The following is a 13436-nucleotide window of genomic DNA, read 5'->3' on the forward strand; positions in this document are numbered from 1 at the left end:
GCTTTGTCAAACTTGCCGCTATCGCTATCTGGCTCAGGTAGTTAAATCGTCACTACGCCCTAGCTCTTGTGCTCGGCCCGATGCTGCTGATCAGATGTCGCTGCGGTCGAGAACCATGTCGGCGGGGCCGAAGCGATCCTTCGCCGTCAGTTGCTGGTGCCAGTAGGGGTAGAGCAGGGGCGGCCGGCTGACGGCGTCGAGGCGCTGGCGTTCCTCGGTTCCGAGCTCCAGGGCGGCGGCCGCGAGATTGTCCTTCAGCTGGACGTCGTCGCGGGCGCCGATCACCAGCGACGAGACGGCAGGGCGGCCGAGCAGCCAGGCAAGCGCCACCTGCGCCGCCGACACACCACGATCCTTGCCGATGTCGACCAGCACATCGACGATCCGCCACAGCCGGTCCTCGTCGCGGATCGGCGGCTCGGACCAGCCGGCGAGCTGGCGGGCGGTCGGGCTGTCGCGGCGGTATTTGCCCGACAGCAGGCCGCCGGCGAGCGGGCTCCAGACCAGCACGCCCAGCCCCTGGTCGACCGAGATCGGCAGCAGCTCGTACTCGGCCTCGCGCGCTTCCAGCGTGTAGTGGATCTGCTGCGTGACGAAGCGTTGCTGGTGACGGCTGTCGCTGATGGAAAGCGCCTTCATCACCTGCCAGCCGGAATAGTTGGAGCAGCCGATGTAGCGCACCTTGCCCTGGCTGACCAAAGTGTCGAGCGCGGCAACGGTTTCCTCGAGCGGGGTGAGGCCGTCCCACTGGTGGACGAAATAGATGTCGATGACATCGGTCTTCAACCGCTTCAGGCTTCTCTCGCATTCGCGGATCAGATGATGGCGCGACAGGCCTCGTCGTTCGGGCCCTTGCCGATCCGCATCCGCGCCTTGGACGCGATCAGCACATCATTCTTGCGCTTGCCGCCGAGCGCTTCGCCTATAATCTCTTCAGACAGGCCGTTCGAATAGACATTTGCGGTGTCGATGAGATTGATGCCGGCGTCGATGCACATGTCGATCATCCGCTTGGCTTCGGCGAGATCGCTGTTGCCGACCGCGGCGAAGGGCCCGGCGCCGCCGAAGGTCATGGTGCCAAGCGTCAGTGTCGAAACCTTCAGGCCCGAACGGCCAAGGGTGCGGTATTCCATGTCAGATCCTCACGATTTTGTTGAAGAGGCGTGCCGCCAAGGGGCAGGCCTGGAACGCGACCGCGGATTTGTAGGACAATTCGGCCGGCTTGTCGCCGTAGAATGAATGGGATCGATCACACATCGCCGAATCCGCCGTGGCGGCAATTGCGCCCGGGCTGCAATAAAACCGTCACCGCCGGCCTATATTGAAGTCGGCTCAGGTGTTTCCATTCTCGGCCGCTGGCCAGCAATTTGGGGCGCCCAGTGGTAACCGACAGGGCTTGCAAGCGGAGCAGCTGATATGACCGAGCTAAAACAGAATTCCCCTGCCAAGGACTGGCTCGAAGCCGAGCTCGCCGACACGCTCGACGAAGATTATGAGCTCGAAATGTCGGAGCCGGCGCTGTCGATGGAGATCGCCAAGATCTACAAGAACTCGCATCCGCCTTCGATCGATCGCATGCAATATTTTCGCGACCTGATCAGCTTGCAGTCCGAATTGATCAAGCTGCAATCCTGGGTCGCCTATCACAAGAAGAAACTGGTGGTGATTTTCGAGGGCCGTGACTCCGCCGGCAAGGGTGGCGTCATCAAGCGCATCACCCAGCGGCTCAATCCGCGCATCTGCCGCGTCGTGGCGCTTCCGGCGCCGACCGAACGCGAGAAGTCGCAATGGTATTTCCAGCGCTATGTCCCGCATTTGCCGGCAGGCGGCGAGATCGTGTTGCTCGACCGCTCCTGGTACAACCGCTCCGGCGTCGAACGGGTAATGGGTTTTGCCAACCCCGAGCAGGTCGAGGAGTTCTTCCATGACGTGCCGGAGTTCGAGCGCATGCTGGTGCGCTCGGGCATCACCGTGGTCAAATACTGGTTCTCGATCACCGACGAAGAACAGCAGATGCGCTTCCTGATGCGCATCCATGATCCGATGAAGCAGTGGAAGCTGTCGCCGATGGACCTGCAGTCACGTGTGCGCTGGGAACAGTACACCAAGGCCAAGGAGGAGACTTTCGCCCGCACCAACATCCCCGAAGCGCCCTGGTTCATCGTCGAGGGCAACGACAAGAAGCGCGCGCGCCTGAACTGCATCGATCATCTGCTGAAGCAGCTGCCGTACGAAGACGTGCCGCACGAGGAGATCACGCTGCCGGAGCGCGTCTTCAACCCCGAATACGAACGCCAGGTCTTGCCGCGCGAACTTTACGTGCCGGAGAAATACTGAGAAACTTTTCCTTCTCCCCGTTTCACGGGGAGAAGGTGCCCGAAGGGCGGATGCGGGGCGGCGCAGGGCTAACTGGTTAGACCGCCAAAAGGGCTCGGCCTAAGCCCTGTTGATGACCACGTGTGTGGCAAGTGCCGTTGCCGCCTGTTCGGTGCACTGATAACCAAGGTTGGGCATGTCGAGGCCGGCAAAAAGGTTTTCGCCCTTGCCCAGCAGCACCGGTGAGATCGCCAGGTGCATCTGGTCGATCAGCCGCTCCTGGAGATATTGCCGGATGGTGGAGACGCCGCCGCCGACCCGCACGTCCTTGCCGCTGGCCGCTGATTTTGCCTGCTCTAGCGCCGAATGGATTCCGCCGGTGACGAAATGGAAAATCGTTCCGCCTTCCATCGTGATGGGCGCCCGCTCGTGGTGGGTCAGCACGAACACCGGCACATGATAGGGCGGATTGTCGCCCCACCAGCCCTTCCACTTGTCGTCAGGCCATTCACCCCGGATCGGGCCGAACATATTGCGGCCGAGGATCCAGGCGCCGAGGTTCTCGAAGCTGCGCGCCGCAAAGTCCTCGTCGACGCCTGTCTCGCCGCCTTCCTCGCCAAACATCTTGCGGAAGGTGCGGGTGCTGAAAGCCCATTTGTGCAGGGCCATTCCGCCGACGCCGAGCGGATTTTCCAGACTCTGATCAGGCCCGGCGCCGTAGCCGTCGAGGGAGAGGCTGAAAGCGTTGACGCGAAGCTTGGACATGAAGACCTCCTCGATAACCAGTTGTGTTTTGCAAGTGGTTTTCTTCTAGCAAACTGATTTTGAATTGCAAGCGGTATTTTTTCGGATCGAAAGACATCTATCCAGACCTTTGCACCAAGCGATGTCCAGACTGTTGTGTAGCGGTCGGCACGGACAGCCAGTGGCGGCCGTCGAGTCAGCCGCGATATCAACTCATTCGCCTGTAAATTTCACGAAGCGGATGTGGTGCCCGCATTGACGACGCCCGACCCCGACAGGGAACCGGGTCAGGAAGCATCCTCTGGAGGCGTTAGCCATACCTCTTGGCCGAGGTGCGGCTGCCGGCAGCCTCCGGCAGTGCGGTTATTGTAGCTGCAGCTGCCGGTTTTTGTCAGCGGGAATTCGAAGGAATTGCCGACCGATCGAAGAGGGGTGACATCTACTGAAAGGCCTTGCCCGGGACGTTGAGGCTAGCCTTTCAGCATTTCCGCCACTTCGGGAGCGAAATAGGTCAGGATGCCGTCGCAGCCGGCACGCTTGAAGGCGAGCAGCGATTCCAGCATCGCCTTCTCGCCGTCGATCCAGCCATTGGCGCCGGCCGCCTTGATCATCGAATATTCGCCCGACACCTGATAGGCGAAGGTCGGCATCTGGAATTCGTCCTTCAGCCGGCGGATGATGTCGAGATAGGGCAGGCCGGGCTTCACCATCAGCATGTCGGCGCCCTCGGCGATGTCCTGTTCGGCCTCGCGCACCGCCTCGTCCGAATTGGCGTGGTCGATATAATAGGTCTTCTTGTCGCCCTTGAGCAGGCCGGCGGTGCCGACTGCTTCGCGATAGGGGCCGTAGAAGGCCGAGGCGAATTTGGTGGCGTAGGACATGATCGCCACGTCCTGAAAACCGTTGGCGTCGAGCGCGTCGCGGATGGCACCGATACGGCCGTCCATCATGTCTGATGGCGCGATGATGTCGGCGCCGGCAGCCGCCTGGATGACGGCCGCCGCCGCGACCTGTTCCACGGTTTCGTCATTGACGATGATGCCGTCGCGCAGAATGCCGTCATGGCCATGGCTGGTGAACGGATCGAGCGCCGCGTCGGTGATGATGCCGATCTCGGGCACCGCCTCCTTTATCGCGCGGGTGGCGCGGTTGATGATGTTTTCCGGGTCGAGGATGTGCGAGCCGGTCTGGTCGCGCAGGCCGAGGTCGACATTGGGGAAGGTGGCAAGAGCCGGGATGCCGAGCTTGGCCGCGCGTTCGGCCTCCTTGACGGCAAGGTCGACCGACAGGCGGAAGACGCCGGGCATGGCGGCGATCGGTTCGCGGACATTCCTACCCTCGACGACGAAGATTGGCCAGATCAGGTCGTCGACCGAAAGCCTGTTCTCCTGCACGAGCCGGCGCGACCAGTCGGCCTTGCGCATGCGGCGCAGGCGGCGGCTGCCGGTGACGTCGTCGACGCTGCGCGCGCCGGCGGGTTTTGCTGGGGTGAATTTGTTCATGGCCAAAACTCCGGATCGGCGGCTTTTACCACGAGCCCCTTGTGCTGACCAATGCGACACGTTTGTGCCAGGGGTCAAAGCTGCCACCGCGCTGTCGCACCACCTATTGGTCAGGGCTGCCCATTGCCCGAAAGGATCTGTGCCGCGCCTCCGATTGCCACACGGAACGCCTCGTCGAAGCTGACACCCAGCACCTGCCAACGATAGGTCTTGCCGCGATCGGCCAGTCGCCAATCGGCGATCCAGCCTAGCTCCTCATCGCTCCATACGATGCTGCCGGCGAGCGCTCGGTCGCCACCGGCCCGTTTGGCCAGCCAATCCAGTTTCGCCATGTCGACCGCCCGCAGCGCTTCGCCCAGGTCCCCAAGCTGCGCGGCCTTCGGAAAGACGACATGCATCAGCGTTGGACCGGTGGCATTGACGAAGGATTCGCGCATCGTCTCGCCGCGCCCTTCCTCGGCGCTCAGCACGAAATGCCGAGTGCCCTGTTCAGTCGTGAGGAAGACGGCGAGTGTCGGCCGCTCGCCAAGCCAGGGTCTGCTGCCAAGCGATGCCAGCACCTTGTCGATCACATCGGGCTTGTAGAGGCAGGTGAGGTCATGCGGCCGGTCATGCGTGCCTTGCTCGTCATGGATCGGAATACCCTCCAGCCGGTCATGGTAGCGAAAGCTGTCGACAAAGCTACCGGCCTTGTCGCGCAACGCGTCCATTTCGCGTCTGGCAAGCAGCCGCTGATCGCCCGAAACACGGACGAGGACCTTGTCGAGGCAAGTCCTGAAGCCGAGCTGGCGGTTTTCTTCACCCTGGCCGGTGACGATGGTCTGCGATTGGTAAAGGTCGCCAAGGTCGGTTGCCCCCGCGGGGACATTGGTTGCCCACAACGCAGACAGGCAACTCAGAACAACGACAAGGCGCAAAAACTGCGGCATGGCTCACTATCCGGCTCTTGGCCTGCCGTAATGGCCGCCAACGTCTAGCATCGGCTGCCACTTGCCGCCAAGACCGCGGCCGACAGACTGCTGCCATTGACGCACCCATGCGCCGCCTTTAGCACTTCAGTCCCGCAGGCGCGGGGAAGGATTCTCTGGCGATGGATTTTGGTGGAGGCGACGAAATTCGCTTCGAAAGGTTGGGCAGGGCCGGCGTCGTCACCCTGACGCGGCCGCAGGCGCTCAATGCCGTCACCCATCGCATGGTCAAGGCGCTGGGCGAGGCCCTGCGTTCCTGGGAGCGGGACGACGGCGTGGATGTCGTCGTGGTCAAGGCCGAGGGCAGGGCGTTTTCGGCCGGAGGCGATATCCTGCACATCTACGAAGCCGGCCGGGCTGGAAAACCGCCGGTCGAGTTCTTCGCCGACGAGTATCGGCTCAACGCCTACATCGCCCGTTTCAAGAAACCCTATGTGGCGCTCATCGACGGCATCGTCATGGGCGGTGGGGTCGGCATTTCCTTCCACGGTTCGCACCGGGTGATGACCGAGAATGCCCAGTTCGCCATGCCGGAGGTCGGCATCGGCTTTTTCCCCGATGTCGGCGCCAGTCATCTGCTGCCCGATCTTGGCGGTTCCTTCGGCATGTATCTGGCGCTGACCGGCAACCGCATCCGCTATGGCGATGCGCTGTGGTCGGGGCTGGCCACCCACACCATCAAGGCCGAGGACCAGCCGAGCTTCCTCGACCGGCTGGCGCTGACGGGCGATCCGGAATCGGTGCTGCGCGGGTTCTTTGTTCCGGCCAAGCGGGAGACCGACAGGCCCATCCTGGAGGCGATCTCCCGCCATTTCGCCCAACCTTCGCTGCCGGACCTCATCGACAGCCTGGATCGCGCGGGCAAGGACGAATTCGCGGCCAGGACGCTGGCGACGATCCGCATGCGCTCGCCGACCAGCCTTCGCGTCGCCTGGCGCCAGATCAGCACCGGGCTGACATTGTCGATGGACGACTGCATGAGGATGGAGTTCCGTATCCTGAACCGCATGCTGGCCGGCCACGATTTCTACGAAGGCATCCGTGCCGCCATCATCGACAAGGGCTCCAAGCCGCAATGGCGGCCGGCAAAGATCGATGCCGTCAGCGAGGCGGATGTCGAGGCCTATTTCGCTCCGCTCGGCGATCGGGAGCTTGGGCTGTGAGCGAAGTGACATCGAGACGCGTCGTCCTGCAGCCCTCGACGGTCGAGGTGATCTTCGCCTGGTTCCAGCGCGTCATCGCGGGCTACTGCCTGATGTTCGGCATCCTGTACTGGATCAAGCTGATCGGATTCTATCCGGGCTCGCTGTGGCGCTTCGATCTTATGCCGGTGCATTGGCAGGTGGCGGCGGTGATGCTCGCCGTGTTCTTTCCCTTCGCTGCGGCCGGGTTGTGGATGCTGGCGTCCTGGGGTCCGGTGATCTGGTTCATATGCGCGGTCACCGAGACCGTCATGTATGCCGGCTTTCCCGAGCTTTTCGGCCACCGTCTCCTGATCATCGTCTCGCATGCCTGCGTGGCGCTGCTCTACATCGTCTTTCGCGTCGTCATCTATCTGCAGAAACGCCCGGCACGACACTAAGCCATTGTACGGGTTGACGACCTGGCGACCGCTCGAATCCGCCCCGGCGATCATTGCCTAAATCTTTAGGTTAATCGACCTTGCTCGGGTGACCGTTCGTTAAGCGTCTTCCGAAACCTCTTACCGGTAAGCTCTTGTTAGCCCTAGCGTTTAAGTCGAATTTTATGAGTATTCGATAGTGTCGCGATCAAGGTGAAAAACAAAAAATCACCAGGGCGACAAACGAGAGGCAAAGACAATGATCAATTCGCGTCCGGCGGCCAAGACCGCCAACGTTTCCGACGATCGCCGCGAGGCTATCCGTTCCCTGTACATGGAATCGCTGCAGCTGGTCGAGCGTCTGCACCGCCGTCTGCTTGATGTCATCAAGGACGAATTCGACCGCAACGGCCGTTCCGACATCAATGCCATCCAGGCGCTGCTGCTCTTCAACATCGGCAATTCCGAACTGACCGCCGGCGAGCTGCGTTCACGTGGCTACTATCTCGGCTCGAACGTCTCCTACAATCTGAAGAAGCTGGTCGATCTCGGCTTCATCAACCACCAGCGCTCACGCATCGACCGCCGTTCGGTCCGCGTCTCGCTGACGCCGAAAGGCAATGAAGTGGCTGATGTGGTCGCCGGTCTCTATGAACGCCATGTCGGCTCGATCGAACAGGTCGGAGGCATCAACACCGACGAGTTCAAGCAGATGAACCGCGCCCTGCAGCGGCTCGACCGCTTCTGGAACGACACCATCGCCTACCGGATGTAAGATCATCCAGGAAACGGAGCCGCGCCGCAGAAGCGTGGCCATAACAGCGACCTCCAGTCAGGGCCGGTGCCGAAAAGCACCGGTCTTTTCTTTCTTGCGTCCGGCCAAAGCAAATTACGGGCCAAGGCCACGTTGCCGCCATATTCCAGTGGAACCGAGAGTGGCAGTGATGCTGTGGTGAAGACCATGCGTCCACCCGCAACCGCATCGCGCCTCTTGCCTTTGTCGCCAATGTGATACGGACCATGGTTGGCTAATTGTTAAGATTGCCGATTTTAGAGTGCGGGCGAGATCGCGCGATGATCGACGCAGCAAGTGATCGAACGCTACAAGAATGTCTGGAACGTCCATGAGAACCAGCCGCCGCTTTTTCCTTTCCGGAGCCTCCGCGCTCGCCGCCGCCATGGTGGCCGGCCGTGCCAGTGCGCAGGATGTGATCGGGGATATCCTGAAATCCTCGGCCCGCGGCAATTGGGATGATCAGTTCGATGCCCGCGCCAGCGAAGGCGGCAAGGTGGCCTCGACGCTGCCGATCTTCAGCCCGCAGACCGTCGCCTTCACCGAGCAGGCGGTCGCGCAATATCAGAACATCGTCGCGCAGGGCGGCTGGACCGACGTTCCCGCGACCAAGAAACTGCAACTCGGCGTCGATGACCCGGACGTGGTGCCGTTGCGCAAGCGCCTGATGATGGCGGGCGACCTGTCGCAGAGCGCCGGCATTTCGACGGCTTTCGATTCCTATGTCGACTCGGCGGTCAAGCGCTTTCAGTTGCGCCATGGCCTGCCGGCTGACGGCTCGATGGGCAAGTATACCTACGCCGCGATGAATGTTTCGGCGCAAATCCGGCTCGGCCAGCTGCAGACCAATCTGCAGCGGCTGAAAGAGAAGGCCGGCACGCTGGGCAGCCGCTATGTGCTGGTCGATATTCCTGCCGCACAGATCGAGGCGGTCGAGAACGACCGCGTCGTGCTTCGCCACACCGCGATCGTCGGCAAGATCGATCGCCAGACGCCGATCGTCAATTCCAAGATCAACGAGATCATCGTCAATCCGTACTGGAACGCCCCGGTCTCGATCGTGCGTAAGGACATTATTCCGCTGATGCGGAAGGATCCCGATTATCTCAAGAACAGCCATATCCGCCTGTTCGCGCCCGATGGCAGCGAAGTCGATCCGATGAATGTGGACTGGTCGACCGACGATGCCGCCAAGTACCGTTTCCGTCAGGATCCCGGTTCGGAAAACGCGATGGCGTCGGTCAAGATCAATTTCCCGAGCCCGGACGGCGTCTACATGCACGATACGCCGCAGCAGAGCCTGTTCGGCAAGATGATGCGCTTCGATTCCTCGGGCTGCGTGCGCGTCCAGAACGTGCGCGATCTCGTCACCTGGATCCTGCGCGACACGCCCGGCTGGGACCGCCAGCATTTCGAGGCGGCTATCAAGACCGGCCAGAACACGCCGATCCAGGTCACCAACCCGGTGCCGGTGCATTTCCTCTATCTCTCGGCGTGGTCGACAGGACCCGGCGTCGTCCAGTTCCGCGACGACGTCTACGCGCTCGACGGTGCCAGCGAACTGCAGATCACGTCTTCGCTATAACGAGCTGATATTTTTGCAAAAAAGCCGCTCTCAGGGCGGCTTTTTTATTGCGGACGCCGCCATTTCCAGCCGTTCGACCGGCTGGACGAAGCTCCGGCTATTGCGCATGGTCGGCAGACAGCCGGAATCGTGCCATGGACGTCGCCATCTTCATTCTCGTCGTGCTTGTCTTCGTGGCGCTGTCCGGCGCGCTCGTCCGGCTGGTTCGGGTGCCGTTGCCGGTGCTGCAGATCGCCATCGGCGCGGCCTTGGCCTGGCCCGCCGGGGGCCTGCATGTCGAGATCGATCCGGAACTTTTCCTGCTGGTGTTCATCCCGCCGCTTCTGTTCGGTGACGCCTTCGCGGCGCCCAAACGCGAACTCGTCGCGTTGCGCGGACCCATACTCGATCTCGCCATCGGCCTGGTCTTCTTCACCATTGTCGGCTTCGGCTATGCCTTGCACTGGCTCGTGCCGAGCATTCCGCTCGTCGTCGCTTTCGCGCTGGCCGCCGTGCTGTCGCCGACCGACGCCGTGGCGGTGTCCTCGATCGTCGACAGGAATGTGGTTCCGGCCCGGCTGATGCACATATTGGAGGGCGAGTCGTTGCTCAACGACGCGTCGGGTCTCGTCATGTTCCGCTTTGCGGTGGCGGCGGCATTGACCGGCAGCTTCTCTTTCGCGGGAGCCTCGCTCAGCTTCCTCTACGCCGTCGCCGCTGGCATCCTGGCCGGTGTCGCGGCCCTGTTCATCGCCGCCAAGGCGCTGCAACTGCTCAGCCGCATCGGCGGCGTGCCGGCCGAGGCGCAGGTTCTCGTGATGATCCTGCTGCCTTTCGTCGCCTATCTCGGCGCCGAACATGTCGGAGCCTCGGGCATCCTGGCGGCGGTCACCGCCGGCCTGCTGACCGGGGTCAGCGGCATGTTCCGTTTCCTCGGCGTGTCGGCGCGCATGCAGATTCTGTCGCTCTGGGCGACGCTCACTTTCGTCTTCAATGGCGCTCTGTTCATTCTGCTCGGCCTGCAGCTTCCCGACATTATCCGCAAGGTCCCGCCGGAGTTGTCCAGCCGGCATTGGCTGATCGAGCCGGTGGCGACGGTGCTGATCCTGACGCTCTGCCTGATCGGGCTGCGCTTCCTGTGGATCTGGGTCGGGGACATCGCCCAGGCGATCGCGGCGCGTGTGGGCAAGCGCAAGGCCGAGCCGTTCGGATTTCGCGTCCGGCTCGCCGGCTCCGTGGCCGGCGTGCGCGGCGCCATCACATTGGCGGGCATCCTGTCCTTGCCGCTGGGTTTGCAGGATGGCTCGCCCTTTCCGGCACGCGATGTCGTGATCTTCCTCGCCGCCGGCGTCATCATCTGCTCGCTGGTCATCGCCAGCTTTGCCTTGCCCAGGATCGCGCGGGGACTGGTCGAGCCAGGCGAGAATCCGGCCGCCGCGGAGGAGCGCCGGGCGCGCGTCGGCGCCGCCAGTGCGGCGATCGCCAGGATCGAGAGCATCGCCAACGAGGCAGGCGAGGGCGAAGCGGTCGAGGCCCGGCTGGCCGTCGCCGACAGCATCGTGGCCGGCTACCGGCGGCGCATCGCGGCTTCCGACGAAGCCGACGAGGCCCGCGCAGAGGCCCGTGAGGCCGGCAGGCTGGATCTCGAACTCAGGGCGGCGGGCATCGAAGCCGAGCGATCCGCGCTACGCGACATGTTCCGCAGCCAAGAGATCAATGATCACACGATGCGCGCCCTGTTTTCCGAAATCACATTGGCCGAGGCCTTGCTGAAGCAGCGGCGGGACAGGAAATAGCGGTCCGCCCCGATCCTTTGCCGCAAACCGGCCAGCAAATTTCGCGCCGCAAACGTGGCGAGCCCAAAACAACTGTGTTAATGGCCGGCGAACGCAATGCATGTCGCCCAGAACCGCCCAGTGGTTTGGGACGACTGCATCCACGAATTTGCCCTTCCAACCCCGGGGAACTCAGGCCATGGCAACAGCAGCGGCGGCGTCCAACAAATTCGAATCCTTTTTCGAAACCACTTTGGAAGATGCTGATCCGGAGATCTTCGGCGCCATCCGCAATGAACTCGGTCGCCAGCGCCACGAGATCGAGCTGATCGCTTCGGAGAACATCGTCTCTCGCGCCGTGCTCGAAGCGCAGGGGTCGATCATGACCAACAAATATGCCGAGGGCTATCCGGGCAAACGCTACTATGGCGGCTGTCAGTTCGTCGACGTGGCCGAGGAACTGGCCATTGAGCGCGCGAAAAAGCTGTTCGGCTGCAACTTCGCCAACGTCCAGCCGAATTCCGGCAGCCAGATGAACCAGGCGGTGTTCCTGGCGCTGCTGCAGCCCGGCGACACCTTCATGGGCCTCGACCTCAATTCCGGCGGCCATCTCACCCACGGCTCGCCGGTCAACATGAGCGGCAAATGGTTCAAGGTCGTCTCCTATGGCGTGCGCAAGGACGACCATCTGCTGGACATGGACGCCATCGAGAGGATCGCGCACGAGACCAAGCCGAAGCTGATCCTGGCCGGCGGCACCGCCTATTCGCGCATCTGGGACTGGAAGCGTTTTCGCGAGATCGCGGACGCGGTCGGCGCCTATCTGATGGTCGACATGGCGCACATTGCTGGCCTCGTTGCCGGCGGCGTGCATCCCTCGCCCTTGCCGCACGCCCATGTGGTGACGACCACCACGCACAAATCGCTGCGCGGCCCGCGCGGCGGCATGATCCTGTGCAATGACGAGGACATCGCCAAGAAGATGAATTCGGCGGTGTTCCCCGGCCTGCAGGGCGGTCCGCTGATGCATGTCATTGCCGCCAAGGCGGTGGCCTTCGGCGAAGCGCTGAAGCCGAGCTTCAAAGTCTATGCCGAAAGCGTCGCCGCCAACGCCAAGGCGCTGGCTTCCAGCCTCAAGGAAACGGGCCTCGATATCGTCTCCGGCGGCACTGACAACCACCTGATGCTGGTCGACCTCAGGCCCAAGAACGCCACCGGCAAACGCGCCGAAGCGGCCCTTGGCCGCGCCAACATCACCTGCAACAAGAACGGCATCCCCTTCGATCCGGAAAAGCCCTTCGTCACTTCGGGCGTGCGGCTGGGCACGCCGGCCGGCACCACGCGCGGCTTCGGCCAGGCCGAATTCCGTGAAATCGGCAAGCTGATCGCCGAGGTGCTGGATGGGCTCAAGGTCGCCAATTCCGACGAAGGCAATGCCGCGGTCGAGGCGGCGGTCAAGGCCAAGGTCGTCGCATTGACCGATCGATTCCCGCTCTATTCCTATCTCGGTTGACCATCCTTATCCCGCTTGACCATCCTATCTCGGTTGACCGGGCGCGACGCGTCATCTTTTATCCGCCGGCAGTGCGTCACCCCTGATCGGGTGACGCATGGAACTGGAGAATTGATGATGCGCGATTTTTGTCTTGCCTCACTTGGCGCCTTCGGTTGGCTGGCTGCTTGCGGGTCCGTTTTGGCGCAGACGCAGCCCGCTCCGGACATGCCCGCCACCAGCAGTTTCGGCCGATGGACGACCATGGTCGATACGCTCGACACCGGCCAGGATGCGCACAAGACCTGCGCGGCCTCCACGGCGTTCTTCGACGCGGGTGGCAATTCGGGCACGCTGACATTGTCGATCTCGACCGGCGACGCGCTGCCGCCCGATGCTTATCCGGCCATCATGATCACCATCGACAACCGGACCCTGCCGGCCGACAAGAAGATCGCGGCCATCTTCGGCGATCCGGGCGTCAAAGTTTCCGCGACGGTTTACTCCAACGATGCCGTCAATGGCCGTCCCAGCTGGACGATAGACAACCAGGCCAAGACAAGTCTGGCGTTGCTGCGGGCCATGCGAAAAGTCACATCGCTCGACGTCACCTTCGGCAAGCAGGCCGTCGCCAGCATTCCGATGGACGGTTTCACAAAGGCCTATCGCAATCTCGGCAAATCTTGCGGCTTCCCAACCAAGGATGTTGCGCCTTAACGGC

Annotated in this window: 11 protein-coding genes and 1 pseudogene; 8 read left to right on the forward strand and 4 right to left on the reverse strand. The window is 62.4% G+C overall.

Annotated features, from left to right (window positions below; genetic code table 11):
• Nucleotides 1–90 precede the first annotated feature (90 nt).
• A pseudogene (locus tag M653_RS1000000134380) lies at nucleotides 91–1133 on the reverse strand (aldo/keto reductase).
• Nucleotides 1134–1416: 283 nt separating this feature from the next.
• On the opposite strand from M653_RS1000000134380, the gene ppk2 reads away from it, so the two are divergent.
• Nucleotides 1417–2337 carry a polyphosphate kinase 2 gene (gene ppk2, locus M653_RS0111935; RefSeq protein ID WP_027143566.1) on the forward strand — a complete coding sequence of 307 codons (921 nt, stop codon included), beginning with the start codon at nucleotides 1417–1419 and terminating at the stop codon, nucleotides 2335–2337.
• 99 nt (nucleotides 2338–2436) lie between these two features.
• Here ppk2 and M653_RS0111940 read toward each other — a convergent pair whose 3' ends face one another.
• The 3 genes from M653_RS0111940 to M653_RS0111950 form a co-directional block, all read right to left on the reverse strand.
• Nucleotides 2437–3081 carry a dihydrofolate reductase family protein gene (locus M653_RS0111940; RefSeq protein ID WP_027143567.1) on the reverse strand — a complete coding sequence of 215 codons (645 nt, stop codon included), beginning with the start codon at nucleotides 3079–3081 and terminating at the stop codon, nucleotides 2437–2439.
• A gap of 449 nt (nucleotides 3082–3530) precedes the next feature.
• Entirely contained in the window at nucleotides 3531–4562 is a 1032-nt protein-coding gene (hemB, locus tag M653_RS0111945; protein ID WP_027143568.1) for a porphobilinogen synthase, read from the reverse strand.
• Between the two features lie 110 nt (nucleotides 4563–4672).
• Complete coding sequence (locus M653_RS0111950; protein ID WP_027143569.1) at nucleotides 4673–5491, reverse strand: DUF2066 domain-containing protein; 819 nt, start codon at nucleotides 5489–5491, stop codon at nucleotides 4673–4675.
• Nucleotides 5492–5652: 161 nt separating this feature from the next.
• On the opposite strand from M653_RS0111950, the gene M653_RS0111955 reads away from it, so the two are divergent.
• The 7 genes from M653_RS0111955 to M653_RS0111985 all read left to right on the forward strand — a co-directional run bounded on the left by M653_RS0111955 (nucleotide 5653) and on the right by M653_RS0111985 (nucleotide 13432).
• Nucleotides 5653–6693, forward strand: coding sequence for an enoyl-CoA hydratase/isomerase family protein (locus tag M653_RS0111955; RefSeq protein WP_027143570.1), 1041 nt, complete (start codon nucleotides 5653–5655; stop codon nucleotides 6691–6693).
• On the forward strand, nucleotides 6690–7112 hold the full coding sequence (locus M653_RS0111960) for a DUF6163 family protein (protein WP_027143571.1): 423 nt from the start codon (nucleotides 6690–6692) through the stop codon (nucleotides 7110–7112). Before M653_RS0111955 ends, M653_RS0111960 begins: the two co-directional genes overlap by 4 nt.
• Nucleotides 7113–7350: 238 nt before the next feature.
• Nucleotides 7351–7866: a winged helix DNA-binding protein gene (locus tag M653_RS0111965; RefSeq protein WP_013896002.1), complete on the forward strand. Its 516-nt coding sequence runs from the start codon at nucleotides 7351–7353 to the stop codon at nucleotides 7864–7866.
• A gap of 349 nt (nucleotides 7867–8215) precedes the next feature.
• On the forward strand, nucleotides 8216–9469 hold the full coding sequence (locus tag M653_RS0111970) for a murein L,D-transpeptidase (protein ID WP_027143572.1): 1254 nt from the start codon (nucleotides 8216–8218) through the stop codon (nucleotides 9467–9469).
• Between the two features lie 134 nt (nucleotides 9470–9603).
• A complete protein-coding gene (locus tag M653_RS0111975) occupies nucleotides 9604–11244 on the forward strand; it encodes a Na+/H+ antiporter (RefSeq protein WP_027143573.1) in 1641 nt (546 codons plus the stop codon).
• Between the two features lie 178 nt (nucleotides 11245–11422).
• Nucleotides 11423–12736 (forward strand): serine hydroxymethyltransferase, encoded by a 1314-nt coding sequence (gene glyA, locus M653_RS0111980; RefSeq protein WP_027143574.1) that lies wholly within the window; start codon nucleotides 11423–11425, stop codon nucleotides 12734–12736.
• A 114-nt stretch (nucleotides 12737–12850) separates the two neighbouring features.
• Nucleotides 12851–13432: a hypothetical protein gene (locus M653_RS0111985; protein WP_245262109.1), complete on the forward strand. Its 582-nt coding sequence runs from the start codon at nucleotides 12851–12853 to the stop codon at nucleotides 13430–13432.
• Nucleotides 13433–13436 lie beyond the last annotated feature (4 nt).

Origin of the sequence: Mesorhizobium sp. WSM3626, from assembly GCF_000513935.1 — a bacterium.
GTDB classification, from domain to species: Bacteria; Pseudomonadota; Alphaproteobacteria; order Rhizobiales; family Rhizobiaceae; genus Mesorhizobium; species Mesorhizobium salmacidum.